This window comes from Roseomonas sp. FDAARGOS_362 (assembly GCF_002754815.1).
Lineage (GTDB): Bacteria > Pseudomonadota > Alphaproteobacteria > Acetobacterales > Acetobacteraceae > Roseomonas > Roseomonas mucosa.
Map to the genome: position 1 here is coordinate 1,357,092 of NZ_CP024588.1, position 22,942 is coordinate 1,380,033.

The following is a 22,942-nucleotide window of genomic DNA, read 5'->3' on the forward strand; positions in this document are numbered from 1 at the left end:
TTCTGCCGCGCTGCCGCCACCCCGTTCCTGGCACGGCGGTTGCGCTGTGCCGTGGCGTGATGCGCCCTATCCTCCCCCGAACCGGTTTCCGAACGGCAAACATGGCCGGATGCGGATTCACCCAGGCGCGGCCGGCCCGCGCCTTCCCTCTCCTGGTCCGGCCCTTGATGGCGCTGGTCCTGACCCTGGCCCTGGCCTTTCTGGCTCCCCCTGTCCAGGCCCAGGTACGGATCAAGGACATCGCCGATGTGGAGGGGGTGCGGGACAACCAGCTCGTCGGCTACGGGCTGGTGGTCGGCCTGCCCGGCACGGGCGACAAGCTCCGCTCCGCCGTCTTCACCCGCCAGTCCCTGGTCGGCATGTTGGAGCGCCTGGGCGTCAACACCCGCGACAACGAGAAGCAGCTCGACACCAAGAACGTCGCCGCGGTGATGGTCACGGCGAACCTGCCCGCCTTCGCCCGCCCCGGCTCGCGCATCGACGTCGCGGTCTCCGCCCTGGGCGATGCCTCCAACCTCACCGGCGGCACGCTGCTCGTCACGCCGCTGCTGGGCGCGGATGGGGAGGTCTATGCCGTGTCCCAGGGCGCGCTCGCCACCGGGGCAATCGGAGCCCGGGGGCAGGCCGCCTCGGTGCAGCGGGGCGTGCCCACCGCCGGGCGCATCGCCAGCGGCGCGGTGGTGGAGCGCGAGATCCCCTTCGAGCTGGCCGGGCATGACCGCGTCCGCCTCGGCCTGAGGAACCCGGACATGACCACGGCGCGCCGCATCGCGGGGGCGATCAACGCGCGCTTCCCCGGCCTTGCCACCGCCACCGACCCGCGCACCGTGGTGATGATGACGCGCGGCATGGACGTGGCCGGCCTGCTGGGGGAGATCGAGCAGCTCCGCGTCGTCCCCGACCAGTCGGCCAAGGTGGTGATCGAGGAGGCCTCCGGCACCATCGTCATGGGCGCCGATGTGCGGATCTCCACCGTCGCCATCGCCCAGGGCAACCTGACCATCCGCATCACCGAGACGCCGCAGGTGAGCCAGCCCGCGCCGCTGTCCAACGGCCAGACCGCGGTGGTGCCGCGCACCGGCATCGAGGTGGACGACCAGAACGGCCGCCGCCTCGGCATCCTGCCGCGCTCCGTCACGCTGCAGGAGCTGGTGAACGGGCTGAACTCCCTGGGCGTCGGGCCGCGCGACATGATCACCATCCTGCAATCCATCAAGGCGGCGGGCGCCTTGCAGGCCGAGCTGGAGGTGCGCTGATGGGCCCCACCCTGCCCGCCACGCTGTCCGGCCAGCCTCCGCGCGCGGAGGCGATGCGCGAGGCCGCGCGGAAGTTCGAGGCGCAGGCCCTGGGCGCGCTGCTGCAGCCCGCCTTCGCCACCGTCAGCGGCGGCAGCTTCGGCGGCGGCGCGGCGGAAGGGCAGTGGCGGCCGATGCTGGTGGATGCCTATGCCGAGGCCTGGAGCCGCCAGGGCGGCATCGGCCTCGCCGCCTCGGTGCTGCAGGAGATGCTGCGCGCCCAGAGCGCGAATGCCAGCGCGAATGCCAGCGCGAGTGCCAGTTCGAGTGCCGGCGCGGGCGGTGGAACCGGGACGGACGCCGCGAACCTTTCCTCAACCTTGGAGGGTGGAGAATCCCCCGCATGATGATGCAGTCGCTGATCACCGCCGGCCAACGCCTCGCCGAGGCCCTGGCCGAGGAGAACGAGGCCCTGGCGCGGCTCGACCTGCTGCGCGCCGCGAAGCTCGCGGATGCCAAGATCCGGGCCTCCGAGGCCTTCTCCGCCGCGCATGTCGCCGTGCACCGGACGGGGGCGCGGATCGCCGACGAGACCCAGCGCGAGGAAACCGAACAACTGTCCCTGCGCCTGAAGGACCTGTCAGACGAGAACCGCCGCCTGCTGGAACGCGCCATCGCCTTGCAGGCCAAGGTGATCGAGACCATCGCGGGCGCCGCCCTGCCCCATGCGCAGCCGGTCACCTACACCACCGGCGGCCGCCGCGCGCCGCTGCGCCCGGTGCCCTTCCTGAGCATCGGCACCCGCGCCTGACCCCCTTTTCCCGGCACCGCCGATGCCCGGCGGCCGCGCCGAACAATCGCGCGAGCCGCCCGGGGAATGCCGTGCCCGGGATGGCGCGCCGTTCCGGCCTGCGGCATAGCCAGGGGCATGGGAGATGACGACGCCTGGACGATGCTGATGCGCGCGGCCCGCGGCAGGTCGCCACCGCCGGACCATCCGCTCGCGCACCTCTTCATGCCGCTGCTGCGTCCCGCCGGAAACGGGGCCGGCCGCTGCCTCGTGCTCGGCCGCCTCGCCCAGACGCTGGACGGCCGCATCGCCACCGCCTGCGGCGCCAGCCACTGGATCGGCGGCCGGGGCGACATCCTGCACACGCACCGGCTGCGCGCGCTCTTCGATGCCGTGGTGGTCGGTGCCGGCACGGTCGCGGCCGACGATCCGCGGCTCACGACGCGGGAGGTGGACGGCCCCGACCCGGTGCGCGTGGTGATCGACACGGAACGCCGGCTGGGCAGCGGCCATCGCGTCTTCGCCGGGCCACCACGCACCCTGCTGGCCTGCGCCGGGGACGCGCCGGGCGGCGACGGCACGCATCACGGCAGCGCCGAGATCCTGCGCCTGCCGCGCGACAACTTCCTGCCCGCCCTGCTGCACGCGCTTTTCGCGCGCGGGCTGCGCCGCGTCTTCGTGGAGGGCGGCGGCATCACCGTTTCCCGCTTCCTGGCCGCGGGGCTGCTGGACCGGCTGCATCTGACCGTGGCGCCGGTCATCCTGGGCTCCGGCCGCCCGGCCTTCGTGCTGCCGGAGGTCGCGCGCATCGCCGAGGGGCTGCGCTTCGCCTGGACCGTGCATCCGCTGGGCGACGACGTGCTCTTCGACATCCCTCTGGACCGGGCCAGGCCAGGCATCTGCCGGGACGCGGCGCCGGAAGCGCGGGAAGCCACGGCGTGACGGAGGCCACCGCGCTCTGGAGCGTCGCGCCCGGCCGGGCGGAGCTTCGCCGCGAGACCCTGCCCCCGCCGGGTGACGGGGAGGCGCTGGTGCGCAGCCTCGCCAGCGGCGTGTCGCGCGGCACGGAACGCCTCGTGCTTGCCGGCCGCGTTCCGGAAAGCCAGTGGGGCGTCATGGCCGCGCCCCTGATGGGCGGCGCCTTCCCCTTCCCGGTGAAGTACGGCTATGCGGCGGTGGGCGTGGTGGAGGCCGGGCCGGAACCTCTGCTCGGGCGCCGTGTCTTCTGCCTGCATCCGCACCAGGACCGCTTCGTGGCGCCAGCCATGATGTGCATTCCCGTGCCCGACCGCATCCCCGATCGCCGCGCCGTGCTGGCCGCGAACATGGAGACGGCGCTCAATATCCTCTGGGACGCCGCGCCGGTCGCGGGCGAGCGCGCCCTGGTCATCGGCGCGGGCGTGGTCGGCCTGCTCGCCGCCTTCCTGCTGTCGCGCATCCCCGGCATCGACCTCCAGATCCTGGACCGCGATCCCGCGCGGCGGGCCGTGGCGGAACGGCTCGGCCTGCGCTTCGCCGGACCGGAGGAGGCGCCGGCGGAACGGGAACTGGTCATCCATGCCAGCGCCAGCGCTGAGGGGCTCCGCCTCGCGCTCCGCTGCGCGGCGATGGAGGCGCGCATCCTGGAGGCGTCCTGGTTCGGCGATGCGGAGATCGGCCTGCCGCTCGGCGAGGCCTTCCACGCACGCCGCCTGCGCCTCCTTTCCACCCAGGTCGGCCAGGTCTCGCCCGCCATGCGCGGTCGCCGCACGCATGCGGAACGCCTGACGCTGGCCCTGTCGCTGCTGGACGATCCCAGGCTGGATGCGCTCTGCGGTCCGGTGCTGCCCTTCGCCGATCTGCCGCAGGCGCTGCCGGGGCTGCTCGAACCGCCGCCGGACCAGGATGCGCCGCTCTGCCCGGTTGTCGTCTACTGAGGCTTCCGGCGCCGTGGCGCGGGACCGGTCGCGCGCCGCACGCCGGAAGCCTTCGCCCGCTTCGCTGGCCTTCACCGCCCCGCTCTTCCGTCCGGGGCGCCCCGCCTTCATTCTGCCCGCAACCCCGGCCACACCGCCGCCCCTTTGCCTGGAGGCTCCTTCCGCGTGTACAGCCTGACCGTCGCCGACCACATCATGATCGCCCACTCCTTTCGCGGCGAGGAGTTCGGCCCCGCCCAGCGCGTCCATGGCGCCACCTTCGTCGTGGAGGCGGAGTTCCGCGCCGCGCGGCTGGATGGCGCGAACCTGCTGGTGGACATCGCCGCCGCGCGGGTCGAGCTGCGCCGCATCCTGGACGGGCTGGATTACCGCAACCTCGACGAGGTGCCGGAGCTGGCCGGGCAGAACACCACCACGGAATTCCTTTGCGCGCATATCCACGGGCTGCTCTCGGCCGCCCTGCGGGACGGGAAGCTCGGCGATGGCGGACGCGCCGTACAGTCGCTGAAGATCCTGCTGCGCGAGAGCCCGCTGGCCTGGGCCGCCTATGAAGGCGCGGTGGCATGAACATCGCCTTCCTCGTCCCCGCCCCTTTCGACGCGGTGAGCGGCGGCTACGGCTATGACCGCCGCATCACCGCCGGGCTGCGCGAGCGTGGCCATGCGGTGCGCGTGGTGGAGCTCGCCGGCCGGCACCCGATGCCCGACACGGCGGCGGAAGCCTCCGCGCGCGAGGCACTCGCCGCCTGCGCGGCGGAAGAGCGGATCGTGCTGGACAGCCTCGGCCTTCCCGCCTTCGCGCCGCTGGCGGAGGATCTGGCGGCGCGCGGCGCCATCGGGCTGATCCACCATCCCACCTGCATCGAGACGGGCCATGACGACGCCACCCGCGCGGAGCTTCGGCGCCGCGAGGAGATCCTCTATCCGCGCCTCTCGCGCCTCGTCGCCACCTCGCCGCTGACCGCCGAAAGCCTGCCGCGCAAATTCGGCGTGGAACCCGGGCGCGTCGCGGTGGTGGAGCCGGGCACCGATCCGGCGCCGCGTGCCGCCGGATCGGGCGGCGAGACCTGCCAGCTCCTCGCCGTCGGCGTGCTCGTGCCACGCAAGGGGCATGACGTGCTGCTGCGCGCCGTGGCGCGGCTCATGGACCTCGACTGGCACCTGACCATCGCCGGGCCGGATGCCGACCCCGCCTGCGCCGCCGCGCTGCGCGCGCTGGCGAAGGAGCTGGAGCTGGAGGAACGCGTCACCTTCGCCGGGCCGGTAACCGGCGCGGCGCTGGAGGCGCTCTATGCCCGCAGCGACGTCTTCGCGCTTGCCTCGCACTGGGAGGGCTATGGCATGGCGGTGGCCGAGGCGATGGCACGCGGGCTGCCGCTGGCGATCACCAAGGGCGGTGCGCTGGCGGAGCTGATGCCGCCCGGCGCCGGCGTCGCTTCGCCGCCGGGCGATTTCGCCAGCCTCTCCAAGGCGATGCGGCGCGTGATCTTCGACCGTTCGCTGCGGCGGAAGATGGCCGACGCCTCCTGGGCCGCCGGGCAGCGGCTGCCGCGCTGGGAAGACCGCGCCGATGCCTTCGCCGGGCTGGTGGAGGGCGCGGCGTGAGCGAGAGCTTCGACGCCACCTGGCTGGCGCTGCGCGAGCCTGCCGACGCCTGGGCGCGCGACCCCGCGCTGGCGGAATGCCTCGTCTCCCTGCTGCCGAAGCGGCCGCATCTGGTCGATCTCGGCGCCGGCACCGGCAGCCTGTTCCGCTGGCTGGCCCCGCGGGTCGGCGGCGCGCAGGCCTGGACGCTGGTGGATGGCGATGCCGCGCTGGTGGAGGAGGCCTTCGACACCATCGCCCGCCGCGCGGAGGGCATCGGCCTGACAGTGAGTGCCCCGAACAAGCGGACCCTGCTGGTGCACGCGCCCGGCGGCGCCTGGCGGGTGGAGGGACTGATCGCCGATCTCGCCGATGCGCCGGACTGGCTGCCGAAGCGCGGTGCCGATGCGGTGGTCTGCTCCGCGCTGCTGGACCTCGTTTCCGAGGACTGGCTGGAGGATCTGGCTGATGTGGTCGAATGCCCCTTCTACGCCGCCATGACCGTGGACGGGCGTGACCGCTTCCTGCCGCCGAATCCCTATGATGGCGTGGTGGCGCAGGGCTTCCGGCGCGACCAGCGGCGCGACAAGGGCTTCGACGGGCCGGCGCTGGGCGCCCGGGCCACGGCGGCGGCGGCACGCGCCTTCGCCGCGCGCGGCTTTGCCGTGGAGCAGGCGGGATCGCCCTGGGAACTCGGCCCCCGGCGCCATCGCGAGCTGCTGCTGGAGCTGATGCTCGGCCATGCCGATGCGGCGAGCGCCCATCTGCGGCAGCCGCGCCGCATGGAGGCCTGGACCGAGGCCCGCAGCTGCCAGTGGCGGCAGCATCGCCTGCGGGCGGTGATCGGGCATCGCGACCTGCTGGCGGTTCCCGCCGCAGGCTGATCCAACGCCCCCTCGCACCGAGGAGACTGCACCATGCCCCTTCCGAAGCCTGTTCTTCTGGGCTGCATTGCGGATGACTTCACCGGAGCGACCGGCCTCGCCTCCATGCTGGTGCGCCATGGCATGCGCACCGTCCAGGTGATCGGTGTGCCGGAGGCGCCGCTCGCCGGGGCCGGCCATGACGCCGATGCCGTGGTGGTGGCACTGAAATCCCGCGCCATCCCCGCTCCGGAGGCGGTGGCGCAGTCCCTGGCGGCGCTGGAGGCCCTGCTGGCGGCGGGCGCGCGCCAGATCCTGTTCAAGGTCTGCTCCACCTTCGACAGCACCGATGCGGGCAATATCGGCCCGGTGGCGGATGCGCTGCTGCGGCGCCTCCAGGGGGGCTTCGCCCTTGCCTGCCCAGCCTTTCCGGCGAATGGCCGCACCGTGTACCAGGGACATCTCTTCGTCGGCAGCCGGCTGCTCAGCGAGAGCGGGATGCAGGACCATCCCCTCACCCCGATGCGCGATCCCGACTTGGTGCGCGTGCTGTCGCGCCAGACGGATGGCGGTGTCGGGCTGGTGGGCTTCAGCACGGTGGAACAGGGTGCGGGGGCGATCCGCCAGGCCATGACGCGCCTCGCGGAATCCGGCCGGCGCTACGCCATCCTCGACGCGCTGACCGACGCGCATCTGGTGGCGATCGGCGAGGCCGCGGCGGCGCATCCGCTGCTCGTTGGCGGCTCCGGCGTCGCCATGGGCCTGCCGGAGAATTTCCGCCGCGCCGGGCTGCTGCCGCCGCGCGGCGATGCCGATGCCTTGCCGCCCATGCGGGGGCATTGCGCGGTGCTGGCGGGTTCCTGCTCCCGCGCGACGCTGGGGCAGATCGGCTTCGCGCGCGACCACGTGCCGGTGCTGGAACTCGACCCGCTGGCGCAGGACGGCCCGGCGATGGTGGCAGGCGCGCTCGCCTGGGTGGATGGCAAGCTGCGGGAGGACCGTCCTGTGGTGATCGCCGCCTCCGCCATGCCCGGCCGCGTGGCGTTGCTGCAGCAGCGCCTGGGGCGCGAGGCGGCGGGCGCAATGGTGGAGGAGGCATTGGCCGCGATTGCGGCGGGGCTGGTGGAACGCGGCGCCGGCCGGATCGTCGTGGCGGGCGGGGAAAGCTCGGGCGCCGTGGTGCGGCGCCTGGGTGTGCGCAGCCTGCGCATCGGCGGCGAGATCGCGCCTGGCGTCCCCTGGACCTATGCCGAGCCCGCCGGCCTGCACCTTGCGCTGAAATCCGGCAGTTCCGGCGGGCGCGACATGTTCCTGCGCGCCTTCGACAGCATGTCCTGACGAAGAAGGGGCGCCGCATCGCCGCGGCGCCCCTGGCTTCATCGGCCTCGGGAGCGGGGCCGCCCGGAAAGGCCGCTCCCGCCCGTCAGGCGCTTTGCCTTAATCCTCCTGCGGCTCGCCGTCATTGGCGACGACAGGCGGCAGGTCCATCACCGGCTCCGGCGTCGTCACCACCGCGGCGGCCTCTGCCTTGCGGCGCGCACGCGTCGCGGCGGCCTTCTTCGCGGCCTCGGAGCGCGTGTTGGTCTCGGCGGCGGCCGGCTTGGCGGCGGGCTTGCGGGACGTGCTGCGCGCCGTGGCGGGCTTCGCCGCCGTCGTGCGGGTGGCCGGCTTGCGGGCCGTGGCGACGCGGCGCGTGGCGGGCTTGGCGGCGCTGCGTGTCGTTGCCTTGCGGGCGGCGGCGGCGCGCTTCGGCGCGGCGGCTTTGGTCGCGGTGCGGGCCGGCGCCTTGCGGGCGGCAGTCGCCGTCTTCCGCGCGGCGGGCTTCTTCGCCGCGGCCGTGCGCGTGGTCGCCGTGCGGCTCGTCGTCGCCTTCTTCGCGGCCGGCTTCTTCGCCGCGGCCGTGCGCGTGGTCGCCGCGCGGCTCGTCGTCGCCTTCTTCGCGGCCGGCTTGCGCGCCGTCGTGGTGCGGGCGGCGGTCGCCGTCTTCCGCGCGGCGGGCTTCTTCGCCGCGGCCGTGCGCGCGGTCGCCGCGCGGCTCGTCGTCGCCTTCTTCGCGGCCGGCTTCTTCGCCGCGGCCGTGCGCGTGGTCGCCGCGCGGCTCGTCGACGCCTTCTTCGCAGCCGGCTTCGTTGTCCCGGCCGTGCGCGTGGTCGCCGCCTTCTTCGCGGCCGGCTTCTTCGCCGCGGCCGGAGCCTTCCGGGTGGTGGCCGTGCCACGGCGCGCGCTGGCGCTGCGGCGTGTGGTGCTCACCGCCATGGCCTGGGCCCGCGGGGCCTTCTCGCCGGTTTCTTCACTCATGACTGGTCTCCTGCTGGATTTTGAAGGTTGTCGTCTGTTGGCCTGAAACGGCAACGTGCCATGCCGTCTCCGGCTGCAAATCGCGCGAAGGGAATGTGTTGAAACGCCGGTCCGAAGGTCATCGGCCCTGTCCGGCGGATCGTCCCGGAACCTGGGGTCGCATCCGGACGTCGCATCCCGAACCTGCCTACCGGGGAGAACTGCCCGGTTGCGCGATGCCTCACCGGCTTCCATTCCGGTTCCTGGTTTCGAACCGTTCCTCGTTCCGCGACACCACCTGCTGAAGCTCTTCGCCGAAGCCGCATCCGACACCCAGCCGTGCGTCGCTTCAGACGAATCGCGCGAATCATGGCGCGTGACGCACGCTATCGGGATGCACCCGATGCTTGTCAACGAAAACGCGCGGCAACCCTGTCCAGCGCGCTTCGCCGCATATCGCCTGATGCAAGGCGCGGATACGTCCGGCGCCAGGCCGGTGCAGGTCACGCCCCTGGCGCGCCTGGGACGCAACGCCCGCGACAGGGCCCAGGGCACGCATCCCGGAGGTGGTCCGCGCCACGCTCCGACATGCCCCGGCGGTCGCGCGCGGTTTCGCTTCCTGCCTTTGTGCGAAAGGGAATCCGGCGATCCATTGGCCATGCGCGGCACTGCCCGACCCGGCCTTTCGCCTGCGCGGCGCGGCAGCGGGACAGGCCCGGCGCTTCCCGCTGCGCCTCGCTCTCGCGCTTCCGCAGCAACGGGTCTAGCGTCATGTCCATCCGCAGACACGATGACGCGATCAGCCAAGAGGCAGACCCGATGAGCCGGACCTACGACTCCCTGATCCGGGGAGAGCTGGTGCTTCCCGACCGAATCCTCGCCGATGGCTGGGTGGCCGTCAGCGCCGGCCGCATCGCGGGAATCGGCGAAGGCGAGCCGCCCGCCGCCCATGCGGTGGCCGATCATCGCGGCGATCTCGTGCTGCCGGGGCTGGTGGACGGGCATATGCACACCGGCAGCGCCGTCGGCTTTCCCGGCATCGAGGGCGCGACCATGTCGGCGGCGGCCGGCGGCGTCACCACCTGCGTGGACATGCCCTATGACGTGCCGCGCGCGGTGACGGATGCGGGCATCTTCCGCGAGAAGGTGGAGTGGGTGGAGCGGCTGGCGCATGTGGATGTCGCCCTCTACGCCACCATCCGCAAGCATGGTGGGTTGGCGGCGATCCCCGCCCTGGCCGAGGCGGGCGCCTGTTCCTTCAAGCTCTCGACCTACGAATACGACGAGAACCGCTTTCCCCGCATCGACCACATCACCATGGTCGAGGCTTTCCGGGAGATCGCGAAGACCGGGCTGATGGTCTCCGTCCACAACGAGGACCAGGAAATGGTCGAGTTCCTGACCGCCCAGGCGAAGGCGGAAGGGCGCACCGACCCGATCATGCATTGCCGCACCCGCCCGCCTCTGGCCGAGAGCATGGCGGACGGCGAGATCTTCGAGATCGGGCTGGAAACGGGTGCGCATGTCCACATGGCGCATTCCTCGATCGCCCGTGGCTTCCGCATGGCGGAGGATTTCCGGCGCGCCGGTGGCAAGGCCACGGGCGAGGCCTGCCTGCAGTATCTCTGCATGACCGAGGAGGACCTCGTCCGGCTGGAAGGCTTCGGCAAGTGCAACCCGCCCTTCCGCACGGCGGAGGAGGTGGAGCGCATCTGGGAGGAGCTGCTGGCCGGGCGCATCGCCTACGTCTCCACCGACCATGCCCCCTGGCCGCGCGAGAAGAAGGTCTACAAGGGCGACATCTTCGCCGTCGGCGCCGGCCTCACCGGCATGCAGTCCTTCGCGCCGGTAATGTACACGCTGCTGGTGGGGCGCGGCCTTTCCCCGCAGCTCATGGCGCTCTACTGCGCCGAGCGCCCGGCCCGCTTCCACGGCCTCTTCCCGAAGAAGGGCGCCATCCGTGTCGGCGCGGATGCCGATCTCTGCGTTCTGGAGCGGGGCGACTTCACCTTCGACGCCGCCGAGATCCGCGACCGCGAGGATGCCCGCTGGTCGCCCTATGACGGCCGCGAGGTCAAGGCGCGCGTCGCCGCCACCTATCTGCGCGGCGCCTGCATCTGGGACGGCCAGGAGGTGCTGGCGAAGCCCGGCACCGGCGGATTCGTGCCGCGCCAGAACCACGACACCTATATAGGGTGACGCGCGCCATGCTCCGCTTCCGCGACGCCACCGCCGCCGACCTGCCCGCCATCGTGCGCCTGATGGCCGATGACGGCTTCGGCGTGCAACGCGAGGTGCCGGCGGCCAGTGCCGATGCCGCGCTCCCCGCCGCTTATGAGCGGGCCTTCGCCGCCATTGCCGCCCTGCCCGGCTGGTCGGTGATCCTGGCGGAGGATGAAGCGGGCGAGCCGGTCGGCTGCCTGCAGTTCATGCTGCTGCCGCACCTGTCGCATACCGGACGGATGCGGGCGCAGGTGGAAAGCGTGCGCATCGCCTCCGCCCATCGCGGGCGCGGCCTGGGCACGGCGCTGATGCGACATGCCATCGATCGGGCCCGGGCGGCGGGCTGCAACCTGATGCAGCTCACCACCCATGCCAGCCGGGCCGAGGCCCGCCGCTTCTATGAGCAACTGGGCCTTTCTGCCACCCATAGCGGCATGAAGCTGATGCTGGACGATCCGGCGCCCGCATCCTGAGCATTGGCGCGGGGCGGGGCCGGGTGTACCTCCCTGCGCCATGTCACAGCGACTCATCACGGTGGCCGGCGCCCAGCTCGGCCCCATCCAGAAGGCGGAGGGCCGCGACATCGCGGTTGGCCGCATGGTCCGGCTCATGGAGCGCGCGCACCGGCACGGCGCCCAGGTGGTCGTCTTCCCCGAGCTGGCGCTGACCACCTTCTTTCCGCGCTGGTACGAGGAGGACATCGCCAATGCCGACCACTGGTACGAGACGGCGCTGCCCTCCAACGAGACCGCGCCGCTTTTCGAGGCCGCGCGGAAATACAGCATCGCCTTCCATCTCGGCTATGCCGAGAAGACGCCGGACGGGCGCCGCTTCAACACCGCCGTCTTCGTCCATCCCTCAGGCGAGATCGTCCTGAAGTACCGCAAGATCCACCTGCCCGGGCACAAGGACTACGACCCGGTCCGGCAGGTGCAGCACCTGGAGAAGCGGTACTTCGAGGTCGGCGACCTCGGCTTCCCCGTGGTCCGCGCCCCGGTCGGCGGCCAGGATGTGAATATCGGCATGCTGATCTGCAACGACCGCCGCTGGCCCGAGACCTGGCGCGTGCTCGGGCTGCAGCAGGTCGAGCTGGTCATGCTCGGCTACAACACCCCCAGCATCAACCAGGACCGGCGCGGCTTCGAGGCGCACCACCTGCGCGTGCTGCACAGCCATCTCTCGATCCAGTCCGGCTGCTACCAGAATGCCTGCTTCGGCGTCGGCGTGGCCAAGGGCGGGGTGGAGGACGGGCACGAGCTCTTCGGCCATTCCATCATCTGCAACCCGCAGGGCGAGATCATGGCCCAGGCCACCTCCTGGGACGACGAGCTGATCGTGGCGGATTGCGACCTGGACATGTGCAATCTCGGCCGCACCACCATCTTCAACTTCGCCGCCCATCGCCGTCCCGAAGCCTATGGCCGCATCGTGGAACAGGTGGGCTCGTCCGAACCACCGGTCTGGCAACCCCGCGGCGCGCGCCGCTGACACGGGGCGGGCACAGGCTCGGCAAACGGCCTGCACCGTCAGGCCAGCCAAAGTGGCCGCACGGCCCCCGCGTGGCGCGCCACCGCCCTTTGCGCCGCCGGACGGCCCTGCGGCGGATGCAGGACGGTCCTCCCGGACTGTCATGGGAACAAAGGGCATCCTGATGCGTTGCGAAGGAAACGGAACAGGAAGACCATCAGGCCATGAAACGCGTCGTCATGGCGGTTCTCGCCGCCAGCCTGGCCAGCCCTGCCATGAGCGGTGCGGCCTGGGCACAGGATGCCTCCCGGCAGGCCCAGCAGCAGTTGGACCAGGAATTCCGGCGGGAGCAGCAGAAGGACCTCCTCAACCGCCAGCCCCCGACCGCGGCGCCGCAGAACCGTTCGGATGCGATGACCCGGGCCGGCATGCTGGAGGCCGATCGTGCGCCGGATCTCAGCCAGCAGGGGGCGCCCGCCGACAACATCCGGGGGGGTGCGCATCTCCAGCGCCCGCCGGGAACCGGCCCCCAGGCGGGCGGCCCCGAGGCAACGCCCCTGCTGCAACAGGGAATCCGCTAGGTTAGGGCTTGGCGGGAGCGGGCGGGTCCTTGCCACGCGGCGCGTCTTCCGGCGGGCCATGGCCGCAAGACAACGCAGAGATGTACGCTGGCCCGGTCGCGGCTCCGCGGTCCCGGTGTTAGAGGTTCACTTCCTCCGGCGCGTATCCATGCGAGGCAGGCTTCCGTGCCCCGCCGGATGCCCGAGACCCGTTTCATGAAGGCCCCGATCCGGATGCCTGTCCTCCTGATCCTGCCGCTGCTCCTGGCGTTCAGCACGCCTGCCGCGGCCGCGATGATGGACAGCCTGTTCGACCGCAGCTTCGGCAACCTCTTCTCCGAGGATGCCCGTACCATGGGCCGCTCCAGGCCACTGCCAGGCAGCGATTCGGCCGAGCGCGAGGAGGAGGGCCGCCGCTTGCGCCGCGAAGCCTGGCTGGCGGAAAAGCCCCGGCTCCTGGGCGGCCCCGTGCCCCGCCCGACGCAGCGGAACGCCCCGGTCCGCTAGCCTAGCGTGGCGGTAGGCAGGCGCCGCTGCGGAACAAGGACCATTCCTCGCAGAGCCGGCCATCCGGGAAACGGCAGAGGCCAATCACGCTGCCATCCGCCTGCTTCCGGAGCTGCGTCGTGCCGCCCTGGTCGCGGCAGAAGACGGAGGCAGGGTTCGGCATCCCGACCGCCGCTCCCGCCGCCGTGCCCGCCACAGGCCGGGGCGCGCTCCGGCCATTCGCCTCCCTGGCCGCGCCGCCACCATCCTGCGCAGCTCCGCAGCCGGCGAGAAGGGCGAATGCCAGCCCGGCAAGGGGAAGCCCTGTCCGACACTTCATGACGTTCGTCTCCGCTTCATGCCGGTGCAACGTCGGCCCGGCCACGTGGCTGTGGCCGGGGCTCAGAGCCCGGCCTTCTCCAGCCCCAGGATCGCCAGCGCCAGGGCCTGGGCGCGCGGGACCATGCTGCCGATCTCCAGATACTCCTCCGGGCTATGCGCCAGCCCGCCGACCGGCCCCACGGAGCACAGCGTCGGCGCGCCCACGCCGGCGGTGAAGCCGCTATCGGCGCAGCCGCCGGCGAATTCGCCCTCCACCTGGAAGCCGGTTTCCGCTGCCGCGCCACGATAGGCGTCGAAGAGCCGCTTCGCCGCCGCGTCCTGCACCAGGGGCAGGAACTCGCCCTTGATGGTCAGGGTGGCCTTCGTGCCAGGCACGTAGGAGGTCGCGATGATCTCGTGGAGCTTGCCCATGATCTCCTCGCGGTCCGCCGGATCGACATAGCGCAGGTCGATCTGCCCCTGCGCATGCGGCGCCACGGTGTTCACGCTCTGGCCGCCGCTCACCAGCCCGACATTCAGCGTGATGCCGCGCTCCAGGTCGGTCAACGCATGGATCGCCACGATCTTCCGCGCCAGCTCGCCGATGGCGCTGATGCCGAGCTCGAAGTTGCCGCCGGAATGCGCGGCGCGGCCCTCGATGTCCATCACCATGAAGACGCCGCCCTTGCGCCCCGTGACCACGTTGCCGGTGGGCCGCCCCGGCTCGCTGTTGAAGACGACGCGGGCGTTGCGCGCCTCCGCCTCGATCACCGGCCGTCCTTCCGGCGATCCGATCTCCTCGTCGCCCGTGAACAGGCCGACCAGCGGACCCGGCGCGCCGCCCACCGCCTTGAAGGCCGCCAGCACGAACATGTTCATCACCAGCCCGGCCTTCATGTCGGCCACGCCCGGCCCATAGGCGCGGCCGCCCTCGATGCGGAAGGGCCGGCGTTGCGGCTCGCCCTTCGGGAAGACCGTGTCGCGGTGCCCCATCAGCAGGATGTTGCGCTGCCGGTTGCCGCTCGCCACGACGGCGCCCTCGCCAGCCTCGACCATGGCACGCAGGCAGTCGCCGAAGCGCTCGCCCGGCACCGTTTCCACAGGGATGCCGTGTTCCGCCAGGAAGTGGCGGACGATGGCGCCCACCGCGTCCACGCCCGGCTTGTCGTAGGAGCCGCCATCCGTGTTGACCATGGCCTCCAGCAGCGCGGCCATCGCGGCCTCATGCTGCTGCAGCCAATCCAGGACCCAGGCCTCGGTGCCATCGGCGGACATGCTCGCTCTCCTCGACTGCGCGGCCTGCGGTCCTAGCAGAAGGACGGCCCGGCAGCGAGGCGCCGCGCCATCGCCGGCCCCGGGGACAGGCAGTTTCCCCGGGGCCCGCGATTCACGCTTCCGGCGCGCGCGGGCTAGCCTTCCCGCCGTCGGCGGACCGAATCCGCCCGCCCGTTCGGAGAGGAAGCAAGAGCATGACGCAACGCAGGACCGGGCTCCGCCTGGCCATCGCCGCATCGCTGCTGGGTGGCGCGCCGCTGGCCGCCCAGCCGGCGCCGCAGCAGCCATCGGACGCGGTGCGCGGCATCTCGGAAAGCGCGGGCACCGGCACCTTCTCCCGCGCCGCGCAGTCCGGCGTGCCCTATACGCTGGCGCCGCAACAGCCGCAGCAGGGCTGCGACAGCTTGCGTGCCGGACTTTCCGGCGGCGAGGTCACCATCACCTCGGCCACCAGCCTCCCGGCCTCGGGCGACATTCCCGCCTATTGCCGCCTGCGCGGCGTCATCGCGCCGGAGATCCAGTTCGAGGTGAACCTGCCGGAACACTGGAACCGCCGCTTCTACATGTTCGGCAATGGCGGCTATGCTGGCGAGGACCTCGACGCCCCTGCGCGGCGCGAGACGCGCGAGGCCGCGCTGCGCCGGGGCTTCGTGGTCGCCAGCAACAACACCGGCCATGACGCGGAGCGCGAGCCGCTGGGCAGCTTCGCCGGCAGCACCGCGAAGATGGTGGACTATGCCTTCCGCGCCGTGCACCGCACCGTCGAGGAGGCCAGGCGCGCCACCGCCGCCTATTACGGCCGCCCGCCCGCCTATTCCTACTGGGATGCCTGCTCCACCGGCGGGCGCCAGGGGCTGATCTCGGCGCAGCGCTTCCCGGACGACTTCGACGGCATCCTGGCCGGCGCGCCGGTCTCGAACTTCGTCGATACCATGGTGAACTACGTCTGGAACGACCGCGCCCTGCGCGGCAGCGGCCTGACCCCCGCCAAGATGGGCACCGTGTCCCAGGCGGTGATGGCGCGCTGCGACGCCGCCGACGGGCTGAAGGACGGGCTCCTCGCCGATCCGCGCCGCTGCGACTTCGACCCGGCGCGCGACGTGAAGCAGTGCGCGGCGGGCCAGGATGGCGACGATTGCCTGACCGCGCCGCAGGCCCGCGCCATCTCCGCCATCAACACCGGCATCCGCCTGCCCGATGGCACGCCCTATTTCCACGGCTTCCCCGTGGGTTCCGAGGCCAGCGGCCCCAGCCTGCCCGGCGGCACCGATTCCGCGGGCGGCTGGACGCGCTGGATCATCCCCCTGCCCGGCCAGCCCTCGCGGCAGTTCGAATATGCCATGACCTTCATGCAGAACATGGCCTTCGGGAAGCCGCGCCCGGATTTCGAGCCTGCGAGCTTCGACTTCGCCCGCGACCCGGCGCGCATGTCCGCCGTGCGCGGCCTGGTCAACGCCACCGATACGGATCTCTCCGGCTTCCGCCGGCGCGGCGGCAAGCTGATCATGTACCATGGCTGGGCCGACACGGCGCTGACGCCGCTGATGAGCGTGGAGTACTACGAGAAGGCCATGGCGAGGAACGGCGCCTCCACGCCGGATTTCTTCCGCCTCTTCATGGTGCCCGGCATGTTCCATTGCCGCGGCGGCTTCGGCACGGACAGTTTCGACGCCATGACCTCGCTGGTCGAATGGGTCGAGGCCGGCAAGGCGCCGGACAGCATCCCCGCCGCCCAGCGTGCCGGCGACCGCATCGCGCGCAGACGGCCGCTCTGCCCTTATCCGCAGGTGGCCACCTATGACGGCAAGGGCAATCCCGACGAGGCGGCGAGCTTCGCCTGCGGGATGCCGAAATGAGGTGTGGCCGGGGGGGGCACCCCCGGCCTGTCCTCAGACGCGCGGTGCCTTCGCCGCCAGGTCGGGATCGGCCAGCGGGAAGCCCGCCGCCCGTTCGATCGCCCGCGCCGCGCGGAAGCACAGATCGTCCCGCCCCTGGGCTGCCGCCACCTGCACGGCGCGCGGCATGCCCTCGGCATCCAGACCCACCGGCACGCTGATCGCGGGCTGCCGCGTCAGGTTGAACACGGCGGTCCAGGGCGCCCAGTCGCGCCACAGCGCCTGGGTGGGGTGCAGCGTCGGCTGATCCGCCGCGAAGGCCGCGGTCGGCGTGCAGGGCGCCAGGATCAGGTCGTAGCGCAGGTGGAACTGCCCCGCCGCATGCGCCGCCTGGGTGCGCGCAACCTCGGCCCCGAGGAAATCGATGGCGCTCGTCCCGCCCTCGCGGCGCGCCACCTCCTCCAGCCCGGAATCCAGCATCCCGCGCTTGGCCTCGGGCGTCAGCGACACCATCCGCGCCAGCGCCACGCCCCAGACGCGGCCGAAGCCCTCACGCGTGTCGGGGAAGCCCGGATCGGCTTCCTCCACCAGCGCGCCTTCCTGCCGCAGCCAGTCCGCCGCCTGCTGCAGCATGGCCTCGCCATCCGCATCCAGCGGCGCGTCGAAGCCCGGGCGGCGCATCACCGCCACCCGCATCCCGCGCACGCCGCCCTCGATGCCCTGGCGCCAGTCACGCGGCTCATCGGGCAGGCAGAAGGGGTCGCGCACATCGGCCCGCGCCATGGCGCTCAGCATCAGCGCCGCGTCGCGCACGCTGCGCGTCATCGGCCCGGCGCAGGAGACGCTGCCGAAGGCGCTGTGCGGCCATTGCGGCACCCGGCCATGGCTCGGCTTCACCCCCACCAGCCCGCAATAGGCCGCCGGGATGCGGATCGAGCCGCCGGCATCCGTGCCGACATGCAGCGGCCCGAAGCAGGCCGCCCCGGCCGCCCCGGCGCCGGAGGAGGAGCCGCCCGGCGTCCGCCGCGGGTCCCAGGGATTGCGCGTGATGCCGTGCAGCGGGCAGTCGCCCGGCGTCTTCCAGCCGAATTCCGTGGTGGTGGTCTTGCCCAGGATGACGGCCCCCGCCGCCTTCAGCCCCATCACGGCGGGCGCGTCCTCCGGCGCCGGGGTGGCGTCGGTGATCTTGCTGCCGCGCCGGGTCGGGAAGCCCGCCACGTTCAGCAGGTCCTTCACCGTCACCGGCACGCCGTCCAGCGGCCCCAGCGGCCGCCCGGCGGCCCAGCGCGCCTCGCTTTCCCCCGCCTGCATCAGGGCGCGCGGGTTCAGCGCCGCGAAGGCGTTCACCCAGGGATTGTACCGCGCCACCCGTTCGGTCACCGCCTTCAGGGTCTCGACGGGGCTGAGCGCCCGGCGTGCATAGAGCGCGAGAAGCTCCTCGGCGCTCAGCAGCGCGGGATCGGTCTTGGTCGTCATCGCTGTCACCATCGCGGCCGCATCCTGCTCCCACGCCCGCCGCAGGGATAGGCCACGTCCGGTATGGCAGTGGCGCGTATGCCAGTGGCCGCCTGGATGCCGTGCCGGGGAAGGCTGCGGCGGCCCGGCCCGCCTGCTAGGCTGCCCGCATGTCCTTTCGCCCGCCCCCCGTGGTTCCTGAACTCGATGTCGCCGATCTCGGCCGCTCCCTGGCCGCCTATTGCGACATCCTCGGCTTCCGCTGCCATGTGGCTCGGCCCGAGGAACGCTTCGCCTATCTCATCCGTGGCCCGGTTCACCTGATGCTGGAGGAAGCCGCCGGTCCCGGCCGCCGCTTCCGCACCGCGCCGCTGGAGCATCCCTATGGCCGCGGCATGAACCTGCAGATCGAGATCCCCGACGTGGACACGCTGCATGCCCGCGTCCTGGCCTCGGATCTCGGCATCGTCATCCCGCTGGAGGAGCGCTGGTACCGCCAGGACGACACCGAGGCCGGCAACCGGCAATTCGTCCTGGCCGATCCGGACGGCTACCTGCTGCGTTTCTTCACCGGCCTGGGAAGGCGGCCCTGGCGGGCGGAACGGGCCAAGCCCTGACCGCCACCGGCGGGCCCCGGGGCCGGACAGGCCGGACCCCGGGGGAGCGTGCCTCAGACGCTTTCCAGCACCTTCGCCCGGCTCCGCATCAGCGGCTGGATCTTCTGGCCGAACTTGTCCATGCCCTCGATGAAGTCGTCGAAGGTGAGCATCAGCCCCTTCACCCCCGGCATCCCCGCCGCATCGTCGAGCATCCTCGCCACCTGTTCATGGCTGCCCACCAGCGTGCCCATGTTCCAGTTGACGCCACTGGCCGAGCGCAGCACCGAGGCGGCCATGGAGGTCCCGGAAGCATCCTTGTCGTCCGCCGCGCGGCCGAACATGTAGGCCAGCGCCTCCTTGTCGGCGCCCTTGAGGTACAGCTCCCACTTCGCCCAGGCCTCCTCCTCGGTCTCCTCGGCGATCAGCATGTAGAGGACGTAGGAGCCCACGTCGCGCCCGGCCTTCTCGCCCACCGCCTGCATCCGCGCGGGCAGCGGCGCGCATTTGCGCGGCTCGTTCACGCCCTCCCCCAGGATGAAGTTGTAGTCGCAGTACTGCGCCGCGAACTCCATGCCGCGGTCGCTCTGCCCGGCCGAGACCAGCCTGATCGGCACCTGCGGCGAGGGCTTGAGCATGCAGTGGTCCATCTGGAAGAACTGGCCCTTGAAGTCGGACTCCCCGGTCTCCCATAGCTCCTTCATGATCGTCACATATTCGGTGCTGTAGTCGTAGCGGCGGCCGAAATGCACGTCGCCCGGCCAGAGGCCCATCTGGCTGTACTCGGTCTTGTGCCAGCCGGAGACGATGTTCACGCCGAAGCGGCCGCCCGAGATGCTGTCGATCGTCACCGCCATGCGCGCCACCATGGCCGGTGGCAGGGTCAGCACCGCGGTCGAGGCGAAAAGGCGGATTCTGCTCGTCACCGAGGCCAGGCCTGCCATCAGCGTGAAGCTTTCCAGCCCGTAGTCCCAGTACTCCGTCTTGCCGCCAAAGCCGTGCAGCTTGATCATCGAGAGCGCGAAATCCAGGCCATAGCCCTCGGCCTTCTGCACCACGCGCCTGTTGAGATCGAAGCTCGGCATGTATTGCGGCGAGGTTTCCGAGATGATCCAGCCATTGTTGTTGATCGGGATGAAGACACCGATATCCATGGGACGGCTCCCTCGACGGCGCTGCGCGCGGTTGCAATGCCGTACCCCTTGAGCAATCGGCGTGCCAGCCGCGCCTTCGCCGCGCGGCGGGGTGTTGACGCGGGCGCCCGCCGGTTCTCTCGTGCCGGCCTGCCCCCGAGCCAAGAGGTGACACGATGAGCGACCAGCCCCTGAAGCCCTGGGAATGGCCCGAGCCGACCTGGCGCAGGATGGTGGACCGCGCCCGCGCCGGCCGCTCCCTGGCGCCCGCCTCCTGGCCCGGCGGGGCCCGTTGCTGCGTCGCCCTCTCCTTCGACGCGGACCACGACACCACGCCGCTGCGCGACTCCGACGAGAGCCCGATGCGCATCAGCCAGGGGCAGTACGGAAGCCGCCGGGGCATTCCCCGCATCCGCGCCCTGCTGGAACGCTACGAGGTGAAGGCGTCCTTCTTCTACCCGGCGGTCTCGGCGCTGATCTATCCGGAGGAGGTGCGCGCGCTGGCCGGGGAAGGCCACGAGATCGGCATCCATTCCTGGATCCACGAGGCGAACACCACCCTGCCCCCCGGCGTGGAGCGCGACCTGACCATGCGCGCGGCGGATGTGCTGGAGAAGACCGCCGGCCGCCGCCCGGTCGGCATCCGCACCGCCTCCTGGGACTTCTCGGTCGATACGATGGACATCATCCGGGAGATGGGCCTGCTCTACGACAGCAGCCTGATGGCGGATGACGACCCCTATGAGATCGTCGCCGACGGCGTCCCCACCGGCATCGTCGAGCTGCCGCCGGAATGGATCAAGGACGACGCGCCCTACCTGAACTTCCAGCGCTTCAGCGGCCTGCGCCCCTATACGCCGCCTTCCGCCGTGGAGGAGATCTTCAAGGCGGAATTCGACGGCGCCTATGCCGAGGGCGGGCTGTTCCTGCTCACCATGCACCCGCACATCATCGGCCACCGCTCGCGCATCGCGCTGCTCGACCGGCTGGTGGAATACATCAAGGGCTTCGAGGGTGTCTGCTTCCTGACGCATGAGCAGGTGGCGCGCCACTGCCTGGAGAACGCCGCCACCCCGGCCTGACGCAAGGAGCCTCTCCGGGGGAGGCCACCCCTCCCCCGGACGCCGCTCAGCCCGCCGCCACGGCGCCGGAGCTCGGCGACATCACGTCGCTCACCCCCACCGCCTCGCCATCCTCCCAGCGGATGATGTTCGGGCAGGCATAGTTCACCGGCAGGGTGGCGTGCTCCACCAGCTCCAACCCGCCCTGGGCCGCCAGCGCCTCCAGCACGGCGGCAGGCAGGCGCGGATCGGCGTTGGTGGCGTCGGGGCTGGAGACGTCGATGCGCGGGATCGCCGCCGCCTCTTCCGGGCCCATGCCGAAATCCAGCGAACAGGCCAGCATCTGGTACACGCTGGCCAGGATGCGCCGCCCGCCTGAGGCCCCGACGGCGATCACCGGCCCGGCCTTGCCTGCCTCGGACACCGTCAGCGGCAGCATGTTGCACAACGGCCGCGCCCCGGGGCGGATCGCATTGGCCGAGCCCGGCGTCGGGTCGAACCACATCATGCCGTTGTTCATCAGCACGCCGGTCTTCGGCAGCACCATGCGGCTGCCCATCGAGGAGAGCAGCGTCGTGGTCAGCGACACCATGTTCCCCTCCGCATCCGTCGCGGTCAGGTGCGTGGTGCAGGTCTCCGCCGGCTCCGGCGGCGGGTTCGCGGCGCCCAGGCTGGTCAGCCGCTCCGCATAGGCATCGCGCATCGCCTGCGACAGGGCGGCGTACCAGGCCGCGTCCGGCGCGCTGCCCGGCCGGACCTCGGCCATCTGCCGCATCACCGCCGCCAGGGTCGGCGCCGCGGTCAGCCCGCCCGCCGACTGCACGCGGAAGCGCCCGCGCCAGTCCAGCACAGAGGCGGGCCGCAGCGTGGCGCGGCATTCCGCCAGATCGACGGCGGACACGAAGCTGCCGGCCTCCCGCAGGTCCGCCGCCAGGTCAGCCGCCACGCCGCCCTCGTAGAAGTCGCGCAGCCCGTGCCGCCGCAGCCGTTCCAGCGTTTCGGCGAGATTGCCCTGGCGGAAGAAGCCCGGATTGCCCTGGTAGGGCGGCGTCGGCGGCAGCCCGTCCGGCAGGTAGATCCGTGCGCTTTCCGGATAGAGCCGGATGATCCTCGCCGAGGCCGCCACCTTGATCAGCGTGAACCAGTCCTGCGGCAACCCGCGCCGGGCCAGCGCCACCGCCGGGCCGAGCAGCTCCGGCAGCGGCATCCCCGTGCCGAAGCGTTCGCGCAGCAGGTCGTACCCCGCCACCGAGGAGGGGATCAGCGCCGAGAGCGGCCCATGGATGTTGCGGTCGCCCTCCACCTCCGGCCAGGTGAAGAAGTCCTTCTTCAGCCGGCCGGTGAGCCTGTAGGCGGCGGGGTCCACCCCCTTCGGCGCCACCGGGCCGAAATCCACCACCTCGGCATTCTCCGCCCCGGCGCGGTGCACGAGGCCGAAGCCGATGCCGCCCAGGCCGCTGTTCCAGGGCTCCACCACGGCCAGGGCAAAGGCCGCCGCCACCGCCGCATCGGCCGCGTTGCCGCCGGCCTCCAGCACCGCCACGCCCGCCTCGGCCGCCGCCTTGCTCTGCGACACCACCATGCCGCGCTTGCCGCGCGCGGAGGGCTTGGTCACCTCCCAGTTCTGGGTGCGGTGCGGCCTGGGCTGGTAGTCGGCAAGGCCCGGGGAGGGGTTCTGGGACATCGGCATGGCGCTCCTTCGGCGCGGCAGCCTCCGCCCGCCCGCAGGGTGCCGCAACCCCTCCCGGCCCGCGAAATGTCGCAGATTTGGCCCGCCCCGGGCGGCGCGCCGCCCGGCAAGGCATCCCTGCCCCTTTGCCCGCCATCCCGAAGGCGGCTATCTCCGAAGCCAGGATCACATATCTC

23 protein-coding genes are annotated in these 22,942 nt (G+C 71.9%); 18 read left to right on the forward strand and 5 right to left on the reverse strand.

All coding sequences use genetic code 11. The features are described from left to right. Nucleotides 1-101: 101 nt before the first annotated feature. The 15 genes from CTJ15_RS11210 to CTJ15_RS11280 all read left to right on the forward strand — a co-directional run bounded on the left by CTJ15_RS11210 (nt 102) and on the right by CTJ15_RS11280 (nt 13,421). On the forward strand, nt 102-1,256 hold the full coding sequence (locus tag CTJ15_RS11210; protein WP_019463168.1) for a flagellar basal body P-ring protein FlgI: 1,155 nt from the start codon (nt 102-104) through the stop codon (nt 1,254-1,256). Next, nucleotides 1,256-1,642, forward strand: a complete 387-nt coding sequence (locus CTJ15_RS11215) for a rod-binding protein (protein WP_058389981.1) — start codon at nt 1,256-1,258, stop codon at nt 1,640-1,642. The genes CTJ15_RS11210 and CTJ15_RS11215 overlap by 1 nt, the downstream gene beginning before the upstream one ends. Next, nucleotides 1,639-2,046 (forward strand): hypothetical protein, encoded by a 408-nt coding sequence (locus tag CTJ15_RS11220; RefSeq protein ID WP_019463166.1) that lies wholly within the window; start codon nt 1,639-1,641, stop codon nt 2,044-2,046. Before CTJ15_RS11215 ends, CTJ15_RS11220 begins: the two co-directional genes overlap by 4 nt. Nucleotides 2,047-2,163: 117 nt before the next feature. Next, entirely contained in the window at nt 2,164-2,967 is an 804-nt protein-coding gene (locus tag CTJ15_RS11225) for a RibD family protein (RefSeq protein ID WP_226946109.1), read from the forward strand. Continuing rightward, the gene (locus CTJ15_RS11230) at nt 2,964-3,941 is read left to right on the forward strand and encodes a zinc-binding alcohol dehydrogenase (RefSeq protein ID WP_058389982.1); all 978 of its coding nucleotides are present in this window, start codon (nt 2,964-2,966) and stop codon (nt 3,939-3,941) included. The genes CTJ15_RS11225 and CTJ15_RS11230 overlap by 4 nt, the downstream gene beginning before the upstream one ends. Nucleotides 3,942-4,106: 165 nt before the next feature. Continuing rightward, complete coding sequence (locus CTJ15_RS11235) at nt 4,107-4,508, forward strand: 6-carboxytetrahydropterin synthase (protein WP_019463163.1); 402 nt, start codon at nt 4,107-4,109, stop codon at nt 4,506-4,508. Next, nucleotides 4,505-5,545: a glycosyltransferase family 4 protein gene (locus CTJ15_RS11240; protein WP_058389983.1), complete on the forward strand. Its 1,041-nt coding sequence runs from the start codon at nt 4,505-4,507 to the stop codon at nt 5,543-5,545. The genes CTJ15_RS11235 and CTJ15_RS11240 overlap by 4 nt, the downstream gene beginning before the upstream one ends. Next, entirely contained in the window at nt 5,542-6,408 is an 867-nt protein-coding gene (locus CTJ15_RS11245) for a trans-aconitate 2-methyltransferase (RefSeq protein ID WP_058389984.1), read from the forward strand. The genes CTJ15_RS11240 and CTJ15_RS11245 overlap by 4 nt, the downstream gene beginning before the upstream one ends. A gap of 33 nt (nt 6,409-6,441) precedes the next feature. After that, nucleotides 6,442-7,725, forward strand: a complete 1,284-nt coding sequence (gene otnK / locus CTJ15_RS11250) for a 3-oxo-tetronate kinase (protein ID WP_058389985.1) — start codon at nt 6,442-6,444, stop codon at nt 7,723-7,725. 190 nt (nt 7,726-7,915) lie between these two features. Further along, complete coding sequence (locus CTJ15_RS23955; protein ID WP_076970045.1) at nt 7,916-8,731, forward strand: hypothetical protein; 816 nt, start codon at nt 7,916-7,918, stop codon at nt 8,729-8,731. A gap of 752 nt (nt 8,732-9,483) precedes the next feature. After that, a complete protein-coding gene (locus CTJ15_RS11260) occupies nt 9,484-10,863 on the forward strand; it encodes a dihydroorotase family protein (RefSeq protein ID WP_058389987.1) in 1,380 nt (459 codons plus the stop codon). Nucleotides 10,864-10,871: 8 nt separating this feature from the next. Continuing rightward, entirely contained in the window at nt 10,872-11,360 is a 489-nt protein-coding gene (locus CTJ15_RS11265; protein ID WP_058390000.1) for a GNAT family N-acetyltransferase, read from the forward strand. A 40-nt stretch (nt 11,361-11,400) separates the two neighbouring features. Then, entirely contained in the window at nt 11,401-12,375 is a 975-nt protein-coding gene (locus tag CTJ15_RS11270; protein WP_058389988.1) for an N-carbamoyl-D-amino-acid hydrolase, read from the forward strand. 203 nt (nt 12,376-12,578) lie between these two features. Continuing rightward, the gene (locus CTJ15_RS11275; protein ID WP_058389989.1) at nt 12,579-12,935 is read left to right on the forward strand and encodes a hypothetical protein; all 357 of its coding nucleotides are present in this window, start codon (nt 12,579-12,581) and stop codon (nt 12,933-12,935) included. A 195-nt stretch (nt 12,936-13,130) separates the two neighbouring features. Next, on the forward strand, nt 13,131-13,421 hold the full coding sequence (locus tag CTJ15_RS11280; RefSeq protein ID WP_126281873.1) for a hypothetical protein: 291 nt from the start codon (nt 13,131-13,133) through the stop codon (nt 13,419-13,421). A 1-nt stretch (nt 13,422) separates the two neighbouring features. On the opposite strand, the gene CTJ15_RS25030 is transcribed toward CTJ15_RS11280, so the two are convergent. Next, nucleotides 13,423-13,584 carry a DUF333 domain-containing protein gene (locus tag CTJ15_RS25030; RefSeq protein ID WP_252571186.1) on the reverse strand — a complete coding sequence of 54 codons (162 nt, stop codon included), beginning with the start codon at nt 13,582-13,584 and terminating at the stop codon, nt 13,423-13,425. A gap of 218 nt (nt 13,585-13,802) precedes the next feature. Further along, nucleotides 13,803-14,996: a M20 family metallopeptidase gene (locus tag CTJ15_RS11290; RefSeq protein WP_058389992.1), complete on the reverse strand. Its 1,194-nt coding sequence runs from the start codon at nt 14,994-14,996 to the stop codon at nt 13,803-13,805. A gap of 194 nt (nt 14,997-15,190) precedes the next feature. Between CTJ15_RS11290 and CTJ15_RS11295 the strand changes: the two genes are divergently transcribed. Next, the gene (locus CTJ15_RS11295; protein WP_079253283.1) at nt 15,191-16,852 is read left to right on the forward strand and encodes a tannase/feruloyl esterase family alpha/beta hydrolase; all 1,662 of its coding nucleotides are present in this window, start codon (nt 15,191-15,193) and stop codon (nt 16,850-16,852) included. Between the two features lie 33 nt (nt 16,853-16,885). On the opposite strand, the gene CTJ15_RS11300 is transcribed toward CTJ15_RS11295, so the two are convergent. Further along, entirely contained in the window at nt 16,886-18,319 is a 1,434-nt protein-coding gene (locus CTJ15_RS11300) for an amidase family protein (RefSeq protein ID WP_058389993.1), read from the reverse strand. Nucleotides 18,320-18,456: 137 nt separating this feature from the next. Between CTJ15_RS11300 and CTJ15_RS11305 the strand changes: the two genes are divergently transcribed. After that, nucleotides 18,457-18,903: a VOC family protein gene (locus CTJ15_RS11305; RefSeq protein WP_058389994.1), complete on the forward strand. Its 447-nt coding sequence runs from the start codon at nt 18,457-18,459 to the stop codon at nt 18,901-18,903. 53 nt (nt 18,904-18,956) lie between these two features. Here the strand turns inward: CTJ15_RS11305 and rutA are convergent, their stop codons facing one another. Further along, a complete protein-coding gene (gene rutA, locus CTJ15_RS11310; RefSeq protein ID WP_019460924.1) occupies nt 18,957-20,036 on the reverse strand; it encodes a pyrimidine utilization protein A in 1,080 nt (359 codons plus the stop codon). Nucleotides 20,037-20,191: 155 nt separating this feature from the next. On the opposite strand from rutA, the gene CTJ15_RS11315 reads away from it, so the two are divergent. After that, nucleotides 20,192-21,097: a polysaccharide deacetylase gene (locus tag CTJ15_RS11315; RefSeq protein WP_058389995.1), complete on the forward strand. Its 906-nt coding sequence runs from the start codon at nt 20,192-20,194 to the stop codon at nt 21,095-21,097. Between the two features lie 46 nt (nt 21,098-21,143). Here CTJ15_RS11315 and CTJ15_RS11320 read toward each other — a convergent pair whose 3' ends face one another. Next, on the reverse strand, nt 21,144-22,760 hold the full coding sequence (locus CTJ15_RS11320) for a gamma-glutamyltransferase (protein WP_058389996.1): 1,617 nt from the start codon (nt 22,758-22,760) through the stop codon (nt 21,144-21,146). Nucleotides 22,761-22,942 lie beyond the last annotated feature (182 nt).

What these genes read in the sequence shown, in the direction of transcription:
- CTJ15_RS11315 (WP_058389995.1), top strand. Translation starts at nt 20,192, where the DNA reads ATGAGCGACCAGCCCCTGAAGCCCTGGGAATGGCCCGAGCCGACCTGG.
- otnK (WP_058389985.1), top strand. Translation starts at nt 6,442, where the DNA reads ATGCCCCTTCCGAAGCCTGTTCTTCTGGGCTGCATTGCGGATGACTTC.
- CTJ15_RS11300 (WP_058389993.1), bottom strand. Translation starts at nt 18,319, where the DNA reads ATGGTGACAGCGATGACGACCAAGACCGATCCCGCGCTGCTGAGCGCC.
- CTJ15_RS11270 (WP_058389988.1), top strand. Translation starts at nt 11,401, where the DNA reads ATGTCACAGCGACTCATCACGGTGGCCGGCGCCCAGCTCGGCCCCATC.
- CTJ15_RS11295 (WP_079253283.1), top strand. Translation starts at nt 15,191, where the DNA reads ATGACGCAACGCAGGACCGGGCTCCGCCTGGCCATCGCCGCATCGCTG.
- CTJ15_RS11320 (WP_058389996.1), bottom strand. Translation starts at nt 22,760, where the DNA reads ATGTCCCAGAACCCCTCCCCGGGCCTTGCCGACTACCAGCCCAGGCCG.
- rutA (WP_019460924.1), bottom strand. Translation starts at nt 20,036, where the DNA reads ATGGATATCGGTGTCTTCATCCCGATCAACAACAATGGCTGGATCATC.
- CTJ15_RS25030 (WP_252571186.1), bottom strand. Translation starts at nt 13,584, where the DNA reads ATGCCGAACCCTGCCTCCGTCTTCTGCCGCGACCAGGGCGGCACGACG.
- CTJ15_RS11275 (WP_058389989.1), top strand. Translation starts at nt 12,579, where the DNA reads ATGAAACGCGTCGTCATGGCGGTTCTCGCCGCCAGCCTGGCCAGCCCT.
- CTJ15_RS11215 (WP_058389981.1), top strand. Translation starts at nt 1,256, where the DNA reads ATGGGCCCCACCCTGCCCGCCACGCTGTCCGGCCAGCCTCCGCGCGCG.
- CTJ15_RS11225 (WP_226946109.1), top strand. Translation starts at nt 2,164, where the DNA reads ATGGGAGATGACGACGCCTGGACGATGCTGATGCGCGCGGCCCGCGGC.
- CTJ15_RS11240 (WP_058389983.1), top strand. Translation starts at nt 4,505, where the DNA reads ATGAACATCGCCTTCCTCGTCCCCGCCCCTTTCGACGCGGTGAGCGGC.
- CTJ15_RS11280 (WP_126281873.1), top strand. Translation starts at nt 13,131, where the DNA reads ATGAAGGCCCCGATCCGGATGCCTGTCCTCCTGATCCTGCCGCTGCTC.
- CTJ15_RS11265 (WP_058390000.1), top strand. Translation starts at nt 10,872, where the DNA reads ATGCTCCGCTTCCGCGACGCCACCGCCGCCGACCTGCCCGCCATCGTG.
- CTJ15_RS11305 (WP_058389994.1), top strand. Translation starts at nt 18,457, where the DNA reads ATGTCCTTTCGCCCGCCCCCCGTGGTTCCTGAACTCGATGTCGCCGAT.
- CTJ15_RS11260 (WP_058389987.1), top strand. Translation starts at nt 9,484, where the DNA reads ATGAGCCGGACCTACGACTCCCTGATCCGGGGAGAGCTGGTGCTTCCC.
- CTJ15_RS11290 (WP_058389992.1), bottom strand. Translation starts at nt 14,996, where the DNA reads ATGTCCGCCGATGGCACCGAGGCCTGGGTCCTGGATTGGCTGCAGCAG.
- CTJ15_RS11210 (WP_019463168.1), top strand. Translation starts at nt 102, where the DNA reads ATGGCCGGATGCGGATTCACCCAGGCGCGGCCGGCCCGCGCCTTCCCT.
- CTJ15_RS11220 (WP_019463166.1), top strand. Translation starts at nt 1,639, where the DNA reads ATGATGATGCAGTCGCTGATCACCGCCGGCCAACGCCTCGCCGAGGCC.